Genomic DNA, 18,946 nt, shown 5'->3' on the forward strand with positions numbered 1-18,946 from the left:
CGCCGCGAACGCCGACACTCCCTGCACGCGGTGCACGCCGCAAACGCCGACACGCCGCAAACGCCGCAAACGCCGCAAACGCCGCAAACGCCGCAAACGCCGCAAACGTCGCAAACGTCGCAAACGTCGCAAACGTCGCAAACGTCGCAAACGTCGCAAACGTCGCAAGCGCCGCAAACGTCGCAAGCGCCGACACGCCAACACACCGCGCATGCTTCGCCGCCTGGTTGCACAATAACTCTGCATATCACTGTGACGGAGGCGAACATGGAATCTCAGAGAGACCCGCAACACCGGACGGCTTCAAGAGAGGAATGGCTCGCGGCGAGCAGGGCGCTCCTCGCCGAGGAGAAAGCGCACATGCGCGCGGGCGACGAACTCGCGCGCAAACGCCGCGAATTGCCGTGGGTGAAGGTCGAGAAGACCTATGCATTCGACACGCCGCAGGGCACCAAGACACTTGCCGATCTGTTCGATGGACGCAGCCAGTTGATCGTCTACCACTTCATGTTCGGCGCGGACTGGGAAGAGGGCTGCGTCGGCTGCTCGTTCCTGTCGGACCATATGTCGGGAATCGTCACGCATCTCGAACATCACGATGTGTCGTACGTGACCGTGTCGCACGCGCCGCTCGCGAAGATCGCCGCGTTCAAGGAGCGCATGGGCTGGACGTTTCCGTGGGTGTCGTCGGCGGGAAGCGACTTCAATTTCGACTATCACGTGTCGTTCACGCCCGAGCAAGTCGCGAGCAAAAAGGCGTTCTACAACTTTACCGAGCAGGACGTGGGCATCGACGAACAGCACGGCCACAGCGTTTTCTATCAGGACTCGCATGGCGACGTGTACCACACCTATTCGTGCTACGGCCGCGGCGACGAGCGCTTCATCAACACGTACGCGCATCTGGATGTGACGCCGAAGGGCCGCAACGAAACCAGCAGTCTGACCGATTGGGTCAGGCACCACGACCGCTATGAAGACGAAAGGCCGCGCGGCGCTTGCGCCGGTTGCGGCTCGTGAGCGGATAACACGCGCAGCAGCGTCGGGGAAAGCTGGCGGGAAAACTGCCAGCGGGAGAAGGAGCCAGCGGGAGAAGGAGCCAGCGGGAAGACGAGCCAGTGGGAAAACGAGCCAGTGGCAAAAAGACCCGCGAGCGCCGCCCTCACAACGCCATGTCGAAGGCAGGCTTAAGAAACAGTTCGATCGCCATCACGGCGAGGCTCATCATGGCCGCCGACAGCGTCAACGTGCCGTACTCGTCGTAGCGTGCATCGTAAATGCAGGCTACGACGAACAGCATTGCCAGCAGGTTGGTCAGCCAGTCGAAATTCAGCGCCAAGGTCATCGCAACGTCATCGCAAGGTCATCGCAAGGTCATCGATCAATCCGGGCCCAGGGACGGCTCGCACTTCGAACCGCGGAGCACAGCCGGCCCGCGCAATCACGCGGACCGGTTAAGCGGGATTCTATCGATTAGAGCTTACGGATCAGCAACGCCGGCGCTTACGCAGATTACGCTGCCTGGTCCGCCATCATGTCGTGCTCGATCCACTCGATCACCGAGGTGCGCTTCGGCTGCCAGCCGAGCAGTTTGCGCGCGCGCTCGCCGCGCACGCGGCTGTTCGAGCCGAGCCCATACGAGGCCATTTCGTAGCCCCATTCCTTTTGCGCTTCTTCGAGCGGCCAGTCTTGCGGCGCGCCGAGCTTCATTGCGCGCGCAATCGCGGCGCTCATGTCGCGAAACGACGCTTCACCGCTCTCGACGAAGTAGAACGTGCCCGCCGGAGTTTTTTCGAGCGCGAGCCGGTAGAGTTCGGCGACGTCGTCGATATGCACGTTCGACCACGTATTGCCGCCGCTGCCGACATGGCGCACCACGCCGCTCTTTTGCGCCTGCCGCACGAGCCGCGGCAACTGCACACTCGCGCTGCCCGCCACCGCGCCGTGGCCGTAGATCAGCGTATTGCACAGCACCGCCGAGCGGATATTGCGTTGCGCCGCCTCCAGCACCTGGCGGTCGATGGCGACGCGCGCGGCCTTGTCGGCGGTCGGCTCGGGCAACGCGTCTTCGTGATAGATGCGCGCCTCGGCCGCTTCGCCGCCCGACGCATCGCCGACGATGCTCGAGCCGCTCGTATGCAGAAACGCTTTGCCGGAGCCCGCGAGTCCTTCGATCAGCGCGCTCACCGCGCCTTCGTGATCGCTGCTCGCCGCGTTGATGACCGCGTCGGCCGCTTGCGCTTCGGCAATCAGCAATGCGCGGTCGTCGAGCGTGCCGAGCACCGGCTCGATGCCGAGCCGCTTCAGTTCTTCGCTATGTTCGGGCTTGCGGATCAGACCGCGCACCTGATGACCCGCGCGCACGAGATGCGCCGCAATCGAACCGCCGATAAAACCGCTTGCGCCTGTAATGAAAATCTTCAAGAGCTTCTCCTGAGTGGAAAACACGATGACAGGCATGCAGTATCCACCCTCTCGATTCTCGCAAAAAGCATGTTAGTCTCAAATCAACCTTGACTGGGAATCAATAATGAAGACCTCCACGGACGAGTTGCAGGTGTTCGTCAGCGTGATCGACAGCGGCTCGATCACGGCGGCCGCCGAGAAGCTGGGGCAGACTGTTTCGGGCGTGAGCCGCGCGCTCACGCGCCTCGAAAAGAAGCTCGACACCGCGCTCGTGCGGCGCACTACGCGCCGCTTGCAATTGACGGACGAGGGCGAAGGATTTTTGCAGCGTGCCCGCGCCATTCTCGACGCGATGGAAGAGGCCGAGGAATCCGTCACGCGCAAGCGCCGGCGCCCATCGGGAAGGCTGCGCGTGGACGCGGCGTCGCCGTTCATGCTTCACCGCATCGCCCCGCATATGACGGCCTTTTCTGAGCTGTATCCGGAGATTCGTCTCGAGTTGACGAGCAACGAGCGCATTGTCGATCTGCTCGAACAGAAGGTGGATATCGCCATCCGCATCGGCGCGTTGCAGGACTCCACGCTGCATGCGCGCGCGCTCGGGCGCAGCAAGCTGCGCGTGGTCGCGAGTCCCGCGTACCTTGCGGCACACGGCGAGCCGAAAACGGTGGATGCGCTGCGCGAGCATCGGCTGATCGGCTTTACCGCGCCGGAGCATTTGAACCGCTGGCCGTTGCGCGAGCGGGGCGGCCACAGACAGAAAGATAGCGGCGCCGCGAACCGCAAGCCCGAACCGTTGAAGATCGAGCCGTCCATCACAGCGTCAAGCGGCGAGACGTTGCGCCAGCTCGCGCTCGCCGGCTGGGGCATCGCATGTCTCGCCGATTTCATGACCGCCGCCGACATCCGCGACGGACGGCTCGTGCCCATTCTCGGCGGCGCGCTGCTCGACGAGCGCCAGCCGGTCAGCGCCGTGTATTACCAGAGCGCGTCGCTCGCGGGGCGCGTGCAGTGTTTCCTGGATTTCATTGCGGCACGCGTGCAGTTGTAGCGGCGCGAATTCTGGAGGTGTATATACAAGTCCAGGCGAGCTTTCCGCACGGCTTGCGGCACGCAGCGGCGGGCCGCGCTCGCCCGGCTGACATGCCAGGCCGCTCGAACGCATGGTGCAACGGCCTTAGTGGAAAGCCCTGGGCGCCCGAATATTAAAAACAAGTTGTATATACAACGCGGCCCGGCTAGACTTCTTCGAAATTGTATAGACAGGACAACCACCATGATGACTCTGAAGCCCGGCCACCTGAGCCTCCCGCAACTGCGCCAGATCGCGCGCGCTCATGTGCCGCTGCAACTCGATCCGGCGAGCCACGCGGCCATCGACGCATGCGCGAAAGCCGTCGCGGACATCGCCGCCAAGGGGGAGCCGGCCTACGGCATCAACACGGGCTTCGGGCGTCTTGCCAGCACGCACATTCCGCACGATCAACTGGAACTGCTGCAACGCAATCTGGTGCTCTCGCACGCAGTGGGCGTAGGCGAGCCGATGTCGCGTCCGGTCGTGCGCCTGTTGATCGCGCTGAAGCTGTCCAGTCTCGGCCGCGGCAATTCGGGCATCCGTCGCGAAGTCATGGAAGCGCTCATCACGCTGTACAACGCAGACGTGCTGCCGGTGATTCCCGTCAAGGGCTCGGTCGGCGCATCCGGCGACCTTGCGCCGCTTGCGCACATGTCGGCGGTGCTGCTCGGCGTCGGCGAAGTGTTCGCGAAGGGCGAGCGCCTGCCGGCCACCGAGGGCCTCGCGCTCGTCGGCCTGAAGCCGCTCACACTGCAAGCGAAGGAAGGGCTCGCGCTGCTGAACGGCACGCAGGCATCCACTGCGCTCGCGCTCTACAACATGTTCGCGATCGAAGACCTGTACCGCACCGCGCTGGTGGCGGGCGCGTTGTCGGTGGATGCGGCGGCCGGCTCGGTCAAGCCGTTCGACCCGCGTATTCACGAACTGCGCGGTCATCAAGGTCAGATCGACGCAGCCGCGGCTTACCGTTCGCTGTTGCAAGGCTCGGGCATCAACGCGTCGCACGCCGGTTGCGACAAGGTGCAGGACCCGTACAGCCTGCGCTGCCAGCCGCAGGTGATGGGCGCGTGCCTCGACCAGATGCGCCATGCCGCCGACGTGCTGCTTATCGAAGCGAACGCCGTCTCCGACAATCCGCTGATTTTCCCGGACACGGGCGAAGTGCTCTCGGGCGGCAACTTCCACGCCGAGCCGGTGGCGTTCGCCGCGGACAATCTCGCGCTCGCCGCCGCGGAAATCGGCGCGCTGGCCGAGCGCCGCATCGCGCTGCTGATCGACGCCACGCTGTCCGGCCTGCCGCCGTTTCTCGTGCGCGACGGCGGCGTGAACTCCGGCTTCATGATCGCTCACGTGACCGCTGCCGCGCTCGCATCGGAAAACAAGACGCTCGCGCATCCGGCGTCCGTCGATTCATTGCCTACCTCGGCCAACCAGGAAGACCATGTTTCGATGGCCACGTTCGCCGCGCGCAAGCTCGGCGACATCGCGGAGAACACGGCCAATATCCTCTCGATCGAACTGCTTGCCGCCGCTCAGGGCGTCGACCTGCGCGCGCCGCACAAGACGAGCCCGAGCCTGCAAAAAGTGATGGACGTGGTGCGCAACGAGGTCGCGCATTACGAACTCGACCATTACTTCGCGCCGGACATCGCGGCCGTGACGCGTCTCGTGCAGGACGGCACCATCGCGAAGCTGAGCCCGTTCTCCTTCGTCTCCGAACAATAAGCGCACAGCGAGCGGCAGCCCATGAACGCACCGGCCTACCAGGGCATCAAGGACTTCATCCTCGCGCGCATTCATGCGGGCGAATGGGCTGAAGGCGACCAGGTGCCGTCCGAAAACGAGCTTGCACGCGAATTCAACGTCGCGCGCATGACGGTCAACCGCGCGCTGCGCGAGTTGACCTCGGAGCAGGTGCTCACGCGCGTGCAGGGCTCGGGCACTTTCGTCGCACGTCCCAAGTACGAGTCGACGCTGGTCGCGATCCGCAGCATTTCCGACGAGATCGTCGCGCGCGGGCATCGTTACCAGGCGAAGGTGCTGCACATCGGCGCGAGCATTGCAGACGCGGCGCTTGCCGAGGAAATGCAGGTGAGTGCGGGCAGTCCGGTGTTCCACTCGCGCGTGCTGCATTTTGAAAACGACGAGCCGGTGCAGCTCGAAGAGCGTTGGGTCAATCCGGCGGTCGCGCCGGACTACGCATTGCAGGACTTCACGAACACCACGCCAAACCAGTATCTCGTGCGGGTCGCGCCGCTGCAGCGCGTCGAATACCGCATCGAGGCATTGGCGGCGGACGGCGACACCCGCGAGCTGCTGACCATGGACGAACTCGAGCCCTGTCTCGTGCTGCATCGGCGCACGTGGTCGCAAAGTCAGGTTGCGTCGATTGCGAACCTCTGGCACCCCGGCAGCCGCTACCGCTTCACCGGACACTTCTGATCGAGCAGTTAATCAACGGTTTTTCGTCAACGCTTTTTCGTTCATCTTCGACTTATTCCGATCATCTCAGGCATTCCGAGGGCCACCATGAACAACCCGAAACACATCGACCCGCGTCTCGATCCCACTCGCACGATCCGCGCGCCGCGCGGTGCGCAGAAGACGTGCAAGACCTGGATCGCGGAAGCCGCGTACCGGATGATCCAGAATAATCTGGACCCCGAAGTGGCCGAGCATCCGCATGCGCTGGTAGTGTACGGCGGCATTGGCCGCGCGGCGCGCAACTGGGATTGCTTCGACCAGATTCTCGCGTCGCTGAAAGACCTGAACGAAGACGAAACGCTGCTGATCCAGTCGGGCAAGCCGGTCGGCGTGTTCCGCACGCATGCCGACGCGCCGCGCGTGCTGCTCGCGAATTCGAATCTCGTTCCGCATTGGGCGACGTGGGAGCATTTCCACGAACTCGACCGCAAGGGCCTGATGATGTACGGGCAGATGACGGCGGGCAGCTGGATCTACATCGGCAGCCAGGGCATCGTGCAGGGTACGTACGAGACCTTCTTCTCGGTGGCGAACCAGCATTTCAACGGCGACCCGAAGGGCCGCTGGATCCTGACCGGCGGCCTGGGCGGCATGGGCGGCGCGCAGCCGCTCGCGGCCACGATGGCCGGCTTCTCGATGATCGCCGTGGAATGCGACGAGACGCGCATCGACTTCCGTCTGAAAACGCGTTACGTCGATAAAAAGGCGCACACGCTCGACGAAGCACTCGCGATGCTCGACGAAGCGAAGCAGGCGGGCAAGGCGGTCTCCATCGGTCTGCTCGGCAATGCCGCCGACGTGTTCGCCGAGTGCGTGGCGCGCGGCATCACGCCGGACTGCGTGACCGACCAGACGAGCGCGCACGATCCGATTCACGGCTACCTGCCGCAAGGCTGGAAGCTCGAAGACTGGCGAGAGCGCCAGAAAACCGCGCCGGACTCGATTGTCGTTCCGGCGAAGCAATCCATGGCGAAACAGGTGCAGGCGATGTTGACGCTTCAGCAGCGCGGCGCGGCCACGCTTGATTACGGCAACAACATTCGTCAGATGGCTCTGGAAATGGGCGTGGAAAACGCCTTCGACTTTCCGGGCTTCGTGCCGGCGTATATCCGCCCGCTCTTCTGCGAAGGCAAGGGGCCGTTCCGCTGGGTCGCGCTGTCGGGCGATCCCGAGGACATCTACAAGACGGACGCGAAGGTCAAGGAGCTGATCCCCGACGATCCGCATCTGCACAACTGGCTCGACATGGCGCGCGAACGTATCGCGTTTCAGGGCTTGCCGGCGCGCATCTGCTGGGTCGGCGTGAAGGATCGCTACCGCCTCGGTCAGGCTTTCAACGAAATGGTGAAAAACGGCGAGCTGAAGGCGCCGATCGTGATCGGCCGCGATCACCTGGACACAGGGTCGGTGGCGAGCCCGAATCGCGAAACCGAATCCATGAAGGACGGTTCGGACGCCGTGAGCGACTGGCCGTTGCTCAACGCGCTGCTCAACACCGCGGGCGGTGCGTCGTGGGTATCGCTGCATCACGGCGGCGGCGTCGGCATGGGCTTTAGCCAGCATGCGGGCGTCGTGATCGTCGCGGACGGCACGGATGCCGCCAAGGAGCGTCTTGGCCGCGTGCTGTTCAACGATCCGGCAACCGGCGTAATGCGTCATGCGGATGCAGGCTACGAACTCGCGCAGCAAACGGCGCGCGAGGCCGGTCTCAAGCTGCCGATGCTGGGCCGTTGAGCATGACGCTGGCCGGCAGCAGCGGGGCGGGTGCGAAAGCTCGCGTGAACGCGGGAGTCAATGGCGGGGGCAACGCTTGTGCGGCTTGTGCCGGCGCCATCACGTTGATTCGCGCGGCGCAACTCGTGGCGTCGCCGTGGAAAAACGGCGGCGGCGTCACGCGCGAAGTGGCGGCGCATCCGGCAGACGCGGGGCTCGATACATTCGTATGGCGCGTGAGCGTGGCGGACGTTGCGCAAGCGGGACCGTTTTCCCGCTTCGCAGGAATCGATCGCACGCTGGTGCTGCTCGCCGGCGCGGGCATGCTGCTCGACGAAGTGCAAAGCGACAATGCCGTGACGACCCATGCATTGACGCAACCGCTCGATATTGTGCGGTTTGCGGGCGAGGCGCGCATCGACGCGCGCCTTGTCGAAGGCGCGACGCGCGACTTCAATCTGATGGTGCGCCGCGGCTTTGCAGAGGGCGAGCTGGAGGTGTGGCACGGGGCGCAGCAGCAAGGGCAGCAAAAAACCCGGCATGAAGCGCAGCAGCAGGCGCAGCAACCGGGACGTACGTTGTCCGCCGACGTTGCGCTGTTGTACTGCGCAAGCGGGGCACCGACCGTCGCGTTGGGCGATGCAGCAGCGCACGCCGAAGCGTGCCACGAAGCGCACGTCGAGGCGTGCCACGAAGCGCACGCCCAAGCACCCGCAGCCTCCCCGGCACCTGCGGACACGCAGGTGCACGCGCTGCAAGCGGGCGACACCTTGCGCATCGACGCACCGAACGCGCTGTCATGCACGATAGAAGGCGCGGGCACGTTGCTCGCAATCAGCATCCGCTACACGCAACGATGACGACGCTTCGCGCGTCTGCCCACTTGGCGCATGCGTGCGAAGCTCCACAGTACGCAACAGGCAGCGAGAAGCTGCAAAGAGCATGCGATGAAGCAAACCGTCTGGCATCAATTGAATCTGTGCCCCGAGGGCGATCCGAACCATACGCTGCCCGACGCCGCCATCGCGGTGGAAGACGGCAAGATAGCGTGGCTCGGCGCGGCCGCTGAACTGCCTGCGTCCTTCGCCGCGTGGCCGCGTGAGGATTTGCGGGGCGCCTGGGTGACGCCCGGCCTTGTCGACTGTCACACGCATCTCGTGTACGGCGGGCAGCGCGCCGACGAATTCGCGCAGCGCCTCGCCGGCGTCAGCTATGAAGAGATCGCACGCCAGGGCGGCGGCATTGTGTCCACGGTGCGCGCCACGCGTGCCGCCAGTGAAGAAGCGTTGTTCAGCCAGGCGGCCGCGCGGCTCGAAGCGCTGCTTGCGGAAGGTGTGTGCACGGTCGAAATCAAATCGGGTTACGGACTGGACCTCGCCAGCGAGCGCAAGATGCTGCGCGTCGCGCGCCAGCTGGGCGAGCGCTATCCGGTGACGGTGTACACGACCTTTCTCGGCGCGCACGCCTTGCCGCCGGAATTCGCGGGCCGCGCCGACGCGTATATCGACGAAGTCTGCAACACGATGCTGCCCGCGCTCGTGGACGAAGGCCTGGTCGACGCTGTCGACGTGTTCTGCGAGCGCATCGGCTTTTCGCTGGAACAAAGCGAGCGTGTGTTCAATGCCGCCGCGCGCTACCGGCTACCCGTCAAGATGCATGCGGAGCAGTTGTCCAATGGAGGAGGCACGGCGCTGGCCGCGCGGCATCGCGCGCTGTCCGCAGACCATCTTGAGTTTCTCGACGAAGCAGGCGTCGCCGCGATGAAACAAGCCGGCATGGTGGCCGTGCTGCTGCCCGGCGCGTACTACTTCATTCGCGAGACCCAACTGCCGCCGCTGGAATTGCTGCGGCGCTATGAAGTGCCCATTGCCATCTCGACCGACAGCAATCCCGGCACGTCGCCTGCCACCTCGCTGCTGCTGATGATGAACATGGCGACCACACTGTTTCGCATGACCGTGCCGGAAGTGCTGCAGGGTGTGACGACGCACGCCGCGCGCGCGCTCGGCAAGGCCGACCTGCACGGCGCCCTGAAAGCAGGGCGTGCGGCCGACTTCGCGGTGTGGTCGGTCGATTCGCTTGCCGAACTCGCTTACTGGATGGGGCGTCCGTTGTGCGAACGCGTGGTGCGGGCGGGCGAGACGGTTTATCGTCCGCAACGTGGTTCACTGACACGTGGCGCGAACTGAAGCCAGGACCTGAGAGATGACACAAGCAAAACAGTCGCTATTTGCCGAGCACGCGTATCTGCCGGACGGCTGGCGCCGCAATGTGCTGCTGGAATGGGACGCTAGCGGCACGCTGACAGCGGTCACGCCCGACGCGCCGCTCACTCGCGGAGCGCACGCGGGTACGCCCAAAGCCGCAGGTCCGATATTGCCTGGCATGCCGAACCTTCATTCGCATGCGTTTCAGCGCGCCATGGCGGGCCTCACCGAATATCGCGCGGCCTCGGGCGCGGGCGCGACGGACAACTTCTGGAGCTGGCGTGACCTGATGTATCGCTTTGCCGCGCGCATCACGCCTGAGGGGCTGGCGAGCGTCGCGCAGTGGCTCTACATTGAAATGCTGAAAGCGGGCTATACGTCCGTGTGCGAATTCCATTACGTGCATCACGCGCCCGACGGCAACCGCTACGCGAACCAGGCCGAACTCGCGCAACGCGTGGTGGACGCGGCGTCGGCGGCCGGCATCGGCATGACGATGCTGCCGGTGCTGTATCAGTACAGCGGCTTTGGCGCCCGTGCACCGCGCGAAGACCAGCGCCGCTTTGTCAATACCCCTGAGGGCCTGCTCGAACTGCTCGCCACGCTTCGTGCGGCACGGCCGGAAAACGCGGCGCTGCGCTATGGCGTGGCGCCTCATTCGCTGCGCGCGGTCTCGGAACAGTCGCTGCGCGCGCTGTTGCAAGGGATCGACGCCAAGGCGCCGGTTCATATCCATATCGCCGAGCAGACTGCCGAAGTGGACGCCTGCCTGGAAACGGAAGGCGCACGTCCGGTGCAATGGCTGCTCGACCGTTTCGATGTCGACAGCAGATGGTGCCTCGTGCACGCCACGCACGTGGATGCCGGCGAGACGCTCGCGCTTGCAAAGAGCGGCGCGGTCGCCGGCCTGTGCCTGACCACGGAGGCAAACCTCGGCGACGGCATTTTCCCCGCGCACGATTATCTGGACGCGCAAGGCCGTATAGGTGTCGGCTCGGATAGTCATATCGGCGTCGACTGGCGCGCCGAGTTGCGTCTGCTCGAATACGGGCAGCGCCTTGTGCGCCGGCAACGCAATGTGCTGGCGTCGGCGCAGGTGTCGTATGTGGCCGATCGTCTGTTCGACGCAACGCTCGTGGGCGGCGCGCAGGCAACCGGCCGCGCGGCCGGCGCCTTGCAAGCCGGCCATCGCGCGGATTGGCTCGTGCTGGACCCGGATCACCCGAGCATTGCCGAGCATGCGCCGCATGCGTGGCTCTCGGGCCTGGTATTCTGCGAGCATGGCGAGACGCCGATTCGCGATGTGTACGCAGGCGGAGACAAGGTGGTCGACAAGCGCCGGCATCGCGACGAAGAGGGCGCTTACGCACGCTATCGCACGGCACTCGCCGAACTGCTCAAATGACACGAAGCACCACGCGGTGCATGCCTGAGATGGGTAGCATGCCCGCGTTGCGGCAACGTTCTTTCGCTCCAGGACTGACATGACTGCTCAGAACACTCCGCCGGTTTTCACGCTGCATAGCGGAAGCCTGCCGCTACTGATCTCGATCCCGCATCTGGGCACCCGGATTCCCGCGGACATTGCCGCGACGATGACACCGGTCGCGCAACGCACCGACGACTGCGACTGGCACCTCGACCGGCTCTATGCATTTGCGAGGCGGATGGGTGCGTCGATTCTCGCGCCCACCTACGCGCGCTACGTGATCGACCTGAACCGGCCGCCCGACGGCGCGAACCTGTATCCGGGGCAGGACACGACGGGGCTCTTGCCCGTGGATACCTTCGACAAGGAGCCCTTGTACCGCGAAGGCCAGTTGCCGGACGAAGCCGAAGTGGCGCGCCGTCGCGATGCATACTGGATGCCTTATCACGCCGCGCTTGCGAGCGAGCTTGCCGCGCTCAAGGCGCGCCACGGCAAGGTGCTGCTGTGGGAGGCGCACTCGATCCGCTCGCACGTACCGCGGTTTTTCGAAGGGCGCTTGCCCGACTTCAACTTCGGCACCTCGAACGGCGCGAGCGCGGTGGCGGGTCTGGCGGAGGAACTGGCGGCGGTGGTCGAGCGGCATGGCGATTATTCCGCCGTTGCCAACGGCCGCTTCAAGGGCGGCTATATCACGCGGCACTATGGTGAGCCTTCGCAAGGCGTGCATGCGGTGCAGCTGGAGTTGTCGCAGATCACCTATATGCAGGAACAGTTGCCGTACGCCTACGATGAAGCGCTGGCCGGCAAGATCGAGCCTTTGCTCGAGCAACTCGTGACGACGGCGTTCGAGCGCGTCAACGCTGCCTGATCGCGACGCCTGACGCATAACGAAAAAGCCTCGCCGCCGGCGAGGCTTTTTTCATGCACGCGACGCCTCGCGTCGGCATGGTCCGCCGTTGCCCTCGGCGCGAGGGCAACCATCAACGGCAGTGGCGTTCCCAGTGATGATGCACGTGCACCTTCTTGCACACCGGGTGATGGTGGCGAGCCGCCTGCGCGGGAGCAATTGCGCCGAAAACGGCGGCGGCCGCGGCGATGGCCAGAACGATTTTCTTCATTACAAAACCCTTAATCCGTGTTGTGAAATTCGCGGTGCGGCACGGCATGTGCCGCACGGTACGCAAGCATGCCACACACATGCGTACCGCGTAGGAACGCCGACGCTGCGCAAGTGTCCATTCCCATGGGAAACCCCGGAAAACTGCGTGTGGATTGACGAGCGGCAATGCGTGTAAATTTCGCCAGGAAGGCTCGCATGACCCAGGGCGCCACCCTTGCAGACGAGGCCATGCACCGGCTACCCTTTCAAAACGATGACGCACGAAGGCGTCGTCCTTACATCGGGCAAAAGATGGAAGACCCAGCGATGGAAGATTCCGACGAATTGCTGCTCCCGGTCTGGCGCGCGAATCTCGTGCTGCTCACGCGCGAAGTCGGCGCGGCGACGCGCCTCGCACGCATGATGACGTTCTCCGCGAGCTATCTGAAGTTGATGTTGTCCGGCCAGCGCGAATTCAGCGAGGAGTTCGTGCGCGGCATAGAAGCGGTGACCGGCTTGCCGAACGGCTGGATGAACACGCCGCACAGCGAAGCGGAAATTCCCGCCAACGCGCGCGCCGCAATCGACAACGAAGAGCCGCTCGCGCGCTTTCGCGGCACCGCGCATCCGGTGCGAAAAAAGACCGTGCTGCGGCCGCCCGAGCCGATTTTCGGCCAGACCTCGCCGGCTAAACGAATGGAGGACGAAACGCTGGACGCCGAAGCGCATCGGCGTCAGGCCTATTTCCGCAAGGTCCGCGAGCTGGCAGTCCAGGAAGTGCGGCGTTTCGAGCGACATCTCGCGCATGCGCCGGTCGAGCTGACGTCGTTGCGATCGAGGGTGGAAGACGTGATTGCCGCCGCCGAGCGCGACGATCCCATTCAGGCCGATCTTGCCGGGCGGCTCGAACAGATCGAGAAGCACCGTCATTTGCTGCTGCGGCATGTGGAGAGCTTGCAGGCTTTGCTCGGGCAATTGGGCGAGGGCGACTGATGCGCGTTCCCATCCGCAAGAGGCTCACGCGGGCGCCGCGCGGCACAGGGCGCTCATGACGCGCCGCCCGAGGTGCCTTAGCATGGCCGCGGCGCTTGCCTTGGTCGCCGCAGCCTCTGGCGCATGCGCGGAGGCGGCGGACGCGTCGAACGCGCCGGACGCGGCATCTGCTGCATCCACCGACGAGCGCGCGCCCTACACGACGGAGCGCGACGTGCATCTCTTCACGATCCAGAAGGACGGTTCCGTCGAGGAACACGACGACAGCGTGTTGCGCGCGAACACCATGAGCGGCGTGGACGACATCGCGCAACGTTACGTGTGGTTCAACAAGGACATCGAGCAGGTGCAGTTGCTCGCCGCCGAAACCATCGCCCCCGATGGCGCGACCCAGGTGGTTGGTCCGGAAGCGATTCGCGACGTTCAGGAGCCGCGTTCGGCGGGCGCGCCGAGCTTTCAGGACGGCGTGTTGCGCACGGTGATTTTTCCCGGCGTAGAGCCGGGCTCGCGCGTGCATCTGGCGTTTCGCAAGACCCGCATGAAGCCCTTGCAGGCGGGTACTTTCGCGTACCTCGTGGAGCCGACCCGCGAGCCGGTAGAAGAGCAGCGCCTGATCTTCGATCTGCCCGCCGACGTGCCGCTTTATGCCGACGCGCGCGGCTACACCGCACAGCCGCCGGTCACCGCGAACGGCCGCACGCGCTACGAATTCCGCTACCGGCATGGGCCGTATGCGCGGCTCGAAGCGGGCGCGGTCGGCTATGCGAACTGGGGCGATCGTCTGATGGTCTCGACTGTGCCCGACTTCGCGAGCTTCGCGGCGCGCTATCGCGTGCCCGCTATCGACGCTACTTTCGGCGACCCGGCCATCGTGCGGCTCGCGCAGTCGCTCACCGCGCGAGCCGCCGATCCGCGTGAGAAGGCGCACATCCTGTACGACTGGATGCGCATGAACATCCGCTACGTGGCGCTGTACCTCGGCGAGACCGCTGCGATCCCGCACAAGGCCGCGGACATTCTGCGCAACCGTTATGGTGACTGCAAGGACCACGTCGCGCTGTACAGCGCGTTGCTGGCCGCTGTCGGCATTCGCAGCGAAGCCGTGCTGCTCAATCTCGGGCCGTACTACACCTTGCCTGACGTGCCCGGCTACGGCGCGAGCGCCATCAATCACGCAATTGTCTGGATTCCTGAACTGTCGCTGTACGCGGACACGACCGCAGGCGGCGTCGGCTTCGGCTATCTGCCGGTGGCCGTCATGGACCGGCCGGTGCTGCTGGTCGGCGAGGGGGTGCTCTCGCGCACGCCCGCCACGCAGGAACGCGAGCGGACGGCCCGCGTGCAGATCGACGTCGACGAAAACGGCACCGCGCGTTACGGCTATCGCGTGGAAGATGCGGGCTTCACCGCCGAAATCGAGCGCAATATCTTTCGGCGTGCATCGCGCCAGCGCACGCAGCAGATTGCCGGCAATCGTCTGTTGCAAACCGGACTGCATGGCAGCGCGCAATTGCAGACGGGCGATGTGGCCGCGACCGACGGACCGTTCGCGACATCGATGCAGGGCAAGCTCGAGCATTTCGTCTGGATGGACGGCACGACCGCCGTGCCCGCCCTGACGAGCTTTTCCGGCGGCATGGACTCGCAGGTCCAGGCATGGCTTGCCGAGCCTGTGCGCACGCAGCCGTGGGCCTGCATTGGCGGTGCGTTCGACGAGACCCTCGAGATCACGCTGCCGCGCTTTGCCAGGCTAACCGACATACCCGCCGATACGGAAGTGCAGAACCGCTACGTGAGGTTCTCGTCGCGCTATGTTTTCGATCCGGCGGCGCGGGTGCTTCAGGTGAGACGCCAGCTTCGCGCCGCCTTCGGTCACCAGATGTGCAGCGCCGAAGAGTTTGAGGCCATGCAGGAAGATCTGGTGCGGATCGAGCGCGACCTCGACGCGCAGATCGTCGTCAAGGCCGCGCGGCTCAGTCAGGCTGCGAGCGCGAACTAGCCGCCTCAGGTGCCGCTCTTCGTGACGATCGGCACCCACGCGCCGTTCTTCACCTGATACAGCGTCGAGGCGCCGCTTTTCAGAGCACCGGTTTTGTCGAACGAGATTTTGCCGGTCACGCCTTCGAAGTCGATTGTCTTGAGCACGGGGCGGTAGTCGTTGGGCGAAGTGGATTTCGCCTGCTGCATGGCCCGGATCGCGGCCCATGCGCCGTCGTAGCCGAACGGCGCATACGAGAGAATCTCGCCGCCGAAGCGCTTCTTGAACTTCGTTGAGAAGTCCTTGCCGCCGGGCAGTTGCGCGAGCGGGCGGCCGTATTCCCAGGCCATCACGCCTTCGGCCGCGTCGCCGGCGAGCTTGATGAACTCCGGATCTTCAACGCCTCCGCCGCCCACCAGTTGCGCGGTCACGCCAAGCTGTTTCATGCGCCGCGCGAAGCCCGCGGCCTGCGTATCGAGCCCGCCGAAGAAGATCAGATCCGCATTCGCTGCCTTGATCTTGGTGAGCTGCGTGCTGAAATCCACCGCGTGGTTGTCGGTGTACTCGCGCGCGACGATGGTGCCGCCGTGCGCTTTCACGGCCTTCTCGAACTCGTCCGCTTCGCCCTGGCCAAAGGCGGTGCGGTCGTCGATGATCGCGATGCGTTTCGCCTTCGTCACCTCGACTGCGTAGACGCCTGCGTTGCCCGCGTTTTGCGCGTCGGTGGAGATCACCATGAAGGTGTTCGCGAAGCCGCGGCCGGTGATGATCGGGTTGGTGGCGGCAGGGTCGATCACCGGAATGCCGGCCTGCTCGTAGACCTGCGAGGCGGGAATCGTCGTGCCCGAGTTGAAGTGGCCGACCACCACCGAGACGCCCGAGTCCACCAGCTTCTGCGCGACCTGCACGCCGATGCGCGGGTCCGCCTGGTCGTCCTGCGAAACGATCTGGAATTGCGCGAGCTTGTCGCCGATCCTGATCTTCTGCGCGTTGGCTTCTTCGATGGCGAGCCGCACGCCGTTTTCGAGGTCCTTGCCGTAGCCGGCGTTCGCGCCCGTCATCGGCCCGGCGAAGCCGATCTTGACGGGCAGGTCGTCGGCGAAACTGCCGGCCGATGCGACGGCAAAGAGGGCGCCGACGCACAGAACAAGCGGTTTGAGCATGCTGTGCATGGTGTAGTGCCCGGTGTGGTGCTCCGTGTGGTGGCTGGTGCGGCGGTTACTCATGGTCTCTCCTCACTTCGTCGGTTCAGGTGTGAAAGCGGCAAGGTGATGACGCGGGTCGGGCGAGCCGCTCGAGCACTCAGCAAGTACTCAGCGAGCGCTCAGCGAGCGCGGGAGCGGTCACCGATGGGGCAGGCGTTTTCACACAGGCGCGTACGCTTGCGATCACGCTGGCTGGATCAGATGACGTTGCATTCGCACGCCGGTCATGTGGCGCGAATATAGGAAGCCAATATGCGGCCGTCTTGGCAGTTCGCGACGCTTTCAATGAGCATTTCGGCACAGCGGGCACGGGCCGTTGCACGCGCTGCGCCGCCTGGCGCATCGGCAGTGCGGATTGGCGCACATGCCTGGCTCATGCGTGGCACCTGTTGGCACCTGTTTGGGACATTGTTCGCACGTGGATGGGCCGTACGTGGCCCAGACGTGGCCGAGACCTGGCGCACACGTGGCCCACACGTGGCCCATGCGGGGACGCTTTCCACTGCAAAAAGAAAGGCCACGGGGAACAACACGGCCTGAAGAAACCCCACGCGCACCTGCCGGCGTGGGATTCGAAGACAGGAAAAGAAAGACCGCGCGACGCACGGCGCACCACGCGCGCCGCGCCGCTGGGCCGGTACTGGCAGCGAGTCTTACCGCTCGCCTTGCTGGCGCAGCACTTCTTCGCGCAGACGTAGCAGCGGCGCTTTGGTTTCTTCGTCGGCCCAGGTGTCGAGGTCGTCGATTGCGCGCTGGCAGCCGTCCAGCACGAGGTCGAGATCTACGGGCACGCCGTTGTTCAGCGCAAACTCGATGGTTTCCGCAAACTGCTGGCACTCTTCTTCGCCGTACGAAATGTCGAGGTTGTCCGCGATCACTTCGGCAATGTTGCTACGCGCCTTGTCGTCGGGCGTCACCATGTCGATGATGCCGCGCGCCACCGCGGGCGAGTAATAGAGCGCAATGTCGAGCCACTGCGCGGGATCGAAGTCGGGCTGGTCGAACTGGTTTTCGAAGAACTCGATGGCTTCCTGTTCGTGCACCTCGTCAGCGTCGACGCTCATGCACAACTGCTCAAAATACTCTTCCCGCTCGCTGCGGATGTAACCGTCCATCAATGCCTCGTCTGCTGAATACCGGATGCGTGTGAAAGTCGCCGCGCGCGGCCGTTGCCCAGCGCGCGGCACGCATTATAGGACGAGCGCCCGGCGCGCGAGGTTCCATGCAGCGTCATGCAGGCAGCAGCGACGCCGCGCCCGAGGCGCAGCGCGACAACGAAACGCGACAACGAAACGCGACAACGAAACGCGACGGCGACGCGTCCGAAGGCGAGCAGCGCGCGCCGTCTAAGCGGTTTCTGCCACCCACGCGTCGAACCATTCGCGCGGCTGCGCGATTTCGTTTTGCGCGGCCACCAGTTCCAGTTCGTAGCGCCCGGCCTGCCAGGTTGTCTTGACCACCGCGTTGACGGCGGCGAGCGTGTGTTCGAAGGCAGCGCGAATCGTATCGCCGAGCAGCGTGCGCGCGACGAACACCGCGCTCGTCACATCGCCCACGCCGACCGGCTGGCGCGCGAACGGATAGAGTGGGCGCTGACCCATCCATGCCTCGCGCTCGGTGACGACCAGCATGTTGAAGCGGTCCGCGGGACTGTTGCGGTCGAGCAGATGTTTGACCAGCACAAGCTTGGGTCCGCGCGCGATGATTTCCCGGCAGGCGGTGACGGCTTCTTCCAGCGTTTCGATTTCGCGGCCGACGAGCCGTTGCAATTCGGTGTGGTTCGGCGCCATCGCGTCGGCCATTTCCGGCATGGTGTTGACGAGAAACTCCTGGATGCCCGGCTCGACCTTGCAGCCGCCCGCGGCGCCCATGACCGGGTCGCAGAAATACCAGGCGCGCGGATTCGCGGCCTTCACGGCCTTGACGATTTCGAGTACCGCCTGGGCCTGCTCGGGCGTGCCGAGGTAGCCCGACAGCACCGCGTCGCAGCGCGGCAGCATGCCGATTGCGCCGATGCCTTCGGCGAGCTCTTCCATCTGCGTGGCGTTGATGGCGGTGCCGGTCCAGTGGCCGTACTGCGTGTGATTCGAAAACTGCACCGTGTTGAGCGGCCACACGTTCACGCCAAGCCGGCGCATCGGGAAAACGGCCGCGCTATTACCCGCGTGCCCGAAAACGACATGTGACTGAATGCTCAGAACGTTCTTCGTCATGGTATGGCTCGCGCAGGCGTACGTGCGCGATCAAGAAAACGGGAGGGATGCGCGGCGATGGTGCACGGGACGTGTGCCGGTCACCTCGCGCGCGGGACTGCTTCACACCTTGCAAGAACAATGCACGGTCTGCATCGTGAAGAG

The 18,946-nt window shown here is 64.7% G+C and carries 17 protein-coding genes; 11 read left to right on the forward strand and 6 right to left on the reverse strand.

Annotated features, from left to right (window positions below):
- Window positions 1–267: 267 nt before the first annotated feature.
- Window positions 268–1,020 carry a DUF899 domain-containing protein gene (locus tag F757_RS0121970; protein WP_027213276.1) on the forward strand — a complete coding sequence of 251 codons (753 nt, stop codon included), beginning with the start codon at window positions 268–270 and terminating at the stop codon, window positions 1,018–1,020.
- A 142-nt stretch (window positions 1,021–1,162) separates the two neighbouring features.
- On the opposite strand, the gene F757_RS0121975 is transcribed toward F757_RS0121970, so the two are convergent.
- Window positions 1,163–1,345, reverse strand: coding sequence for a hypothetical protein (locus tag F757_RS0121975; RefSeq protein WP_027213277.1), 183 nt, complete (start codon window positions 1,343–1,345; stop codon window positions 1,163–1,165).
- A gap of 167 nt (window positions 1,346–1,512) precedes the next feature.
- On the reverse strand, window positions 1,513–2,424 hold the full coding sequence (locus F757_RS0121980) for an NAD-dependent epimerase/dehydratase family protein (protein WP_027213278.1): 912 nt from the start codon (window positions 2,422–2,424) through the stop codon (window positions 1,513–1,515).
- A 106-nt stretch (window positions 2,425–2,530) separates the two neighbouring features.
- Here F757_RS0121980 and F757_RS0121985 point away from each other — a divergent pair, with 106 nt between their 5' ends.
- The 8 genes from F757_RS0121985 (at window position 2,531) to hutG (ending at window position 12,182) form a co-directional block, all read left to right on the forward strand.
- Entirely contained in the window at window positions 2,531–3,457 is a 927-nt protein-coding gene (locus F757_RS0121985; RefSeq protein WP_027213279.1) for a LysR family transcriptional regulator, read from the forward strand.
- A gap of 225 nt (window positions 3,458–3,682) precedes the next feature.
- Complete coding sequence (gene hutH / locus F757_RS0121990; protein WP_027213280.1) at window positions 3,683–5,206, forward strand: histidine ammonia-lyase; 1,524 nt, start codon at window positions 3,683–3,685, stop codon at window positions 5,204–5,206.
- A 21-nt stretch (window positions 5,207–5,227) separates the two neighbouring features.
- Window positions 5,228–5,923 (forward strand): histidine utilization repressor, encoded by a 696-nt coding sequence (gene hutC / locus F757_RS0121995; RefSeq protein WP_027213281.1) that lies wholly within the window; start codon window positions 5,228–5,230, stop codon window positions 5,921–5,923.
- An 87-nt stretch (window positions 5,924–6,010) separates the two neighbouring features.
- Entirely contained in the window at window positions 6,011–7,699 is a 1,689-nt protein-coding gene (gene hutU, locus F757_RS0122000) for a urocanate hydratase (RefSeq protein WP_027213282.1), read from the forward strand.
- A 2-nt stretch (window positions 7,700–7,701) separates the two neighbouring features.
- Window positions 7,702–8,538: a HutD/Ves family protein gene (locus tag F757_RS0122005; protein ID WP_027213283.1), complete on the forward strand. Its 837-nt coding sequence runs from the start codon at window positions 7,702–7,704 to the stop codon at window positions 8,536–8,538.
- Between the two features lie 87 nt (window positions 8,539–8,625).
- Window positions 8,626–9,867, forward strand: coding sequence for an imidazolonepropionase (hutI, locus tag F757_RS0122010; RefSeq protein ID WP_027213284.1), 1,242 nt, complete (start codon window positions 8,626–8,628; stop codon window positions 9,865–9,867).
- Window positions 9,868–9,883: 16 nt separating this feature from the next.
- Entirely contained in the window at window positions 9,884–11,290 is a 1,407-nt protein-coding gene (locus F757_RS0122015; protein ID WP_027213285.1) for a formimidoylglutamate deiminase, read from the forward strand.
- 79 nt (window positions 11,291–11,369) lie between these two features.
- Entirely contained in the window at window positions 11,370–12,182 is an 813-nt protein-coding gene (hutG, locus tag F757_RS0122020) for an N-formylglutamate deformylase (RefSeq protein ID WP_027213286.1), read from the forward strand.
- Window positions 12,183–12,294: 112 nt separating this feature from the next.
- Here hutG and F757_RS36255 read toward each other — a convergent pair whose 3' ends face one another.
- Window positions 12,295–12,432, reverse strand: a complete 138-nt coding sequence (locus F757_RS36255; protein WP_167507900.1) for a hypothetical protein — start codon at window positions 12,430–12,432, stop codon at window positions 12,295–12,297.
- A 308-nt stretch (window positions 12,433–12,740) separates the two neighbouring features.
- On the opposite strand from F757_RS36255, the gene F757_RS0122035 reads away from it, so the two are divergent.
- Window positions 12,741–13,406 carry a hypothetical protein gene (locus F757_RS0122035; RefSeq protein ID WP_027213287.1) on the forward strand — a complete coding sequence of 222 codons (666 nt, stop codon included), beginning with the start codon at window positions 12,741–12,743 and terminating at the stop codon, window positions 13,404–13,406.
- Window positions 13,407–13,488: 82 nt separating this feature from the next.
- Complete coding sequence (locus tag F757_RS0122040) at window positions 13,489–15,405, forward strand: DUF3857 domain-containing transglutaminase family protein (protein WP_232221441.1); 1,917 nt, start codon at window positions 13,489–13,491, stop codon at window positions 15,403–15,405.
- 5 nt (window positions 15,406–15,410) lie between these two features.
- Here the strand turns inward: F757_RS0122040 and F757_RS0122045 are convergent, their stop codons facing one another.
- From F757_RS0122045 to pdxY, 3 genes are all read right to left on the reverse strand, one after another.
- Entirely contained in the window at window positions 15,411–16,556 is a 1,146-nt protein-coding gene (locus tag F757_RS0122045) for a branched-chain amino acid ABC transporter substrate-binding protein (RefSeq protein WP_027213289.1), read from the reverse strand.
- A 686-nt stretch (window positions 16,557–17,242) separates the two neighbouring features.
- A complete protein-coding gene (locus F757_RS0122050; RefSeq protein WP_027213290.1) occupies window positions 17,243–17,704 on the reverse strand; it encodes a hypothetical protein in 462 nt (153 codons plus the stop codon).
- A gap of 231 nt (window positions 17,705–17,935) precedes the next feature.
- The gene (gene pdxY / locus F757_RS0122060; RefSeq protein WP_027213291.1) at window positions 17,936–18,802 is read right to left on the reverse strand and encodes a pyridoxal kinase PdxY; all 867 of its coding nucleotides are present in this window, start codon (window positions 18,800–18,802) and stop codon (window positions 17,936–17,938) included.
- Window positions 18,803–18,946: the final 144 nt, after the last annotated feature.

Origin of the sequence: Burkholderia sp. WSM2232 (genome assembly GCF_000472545.1) — a bacterium.
Taxonomy (GTDB): domain Bacteria; phylum Pseudomonadota; class Gammaproteobacteria; order Burkholderiales; family Burkholderiaceae; genus Paraburkholderia.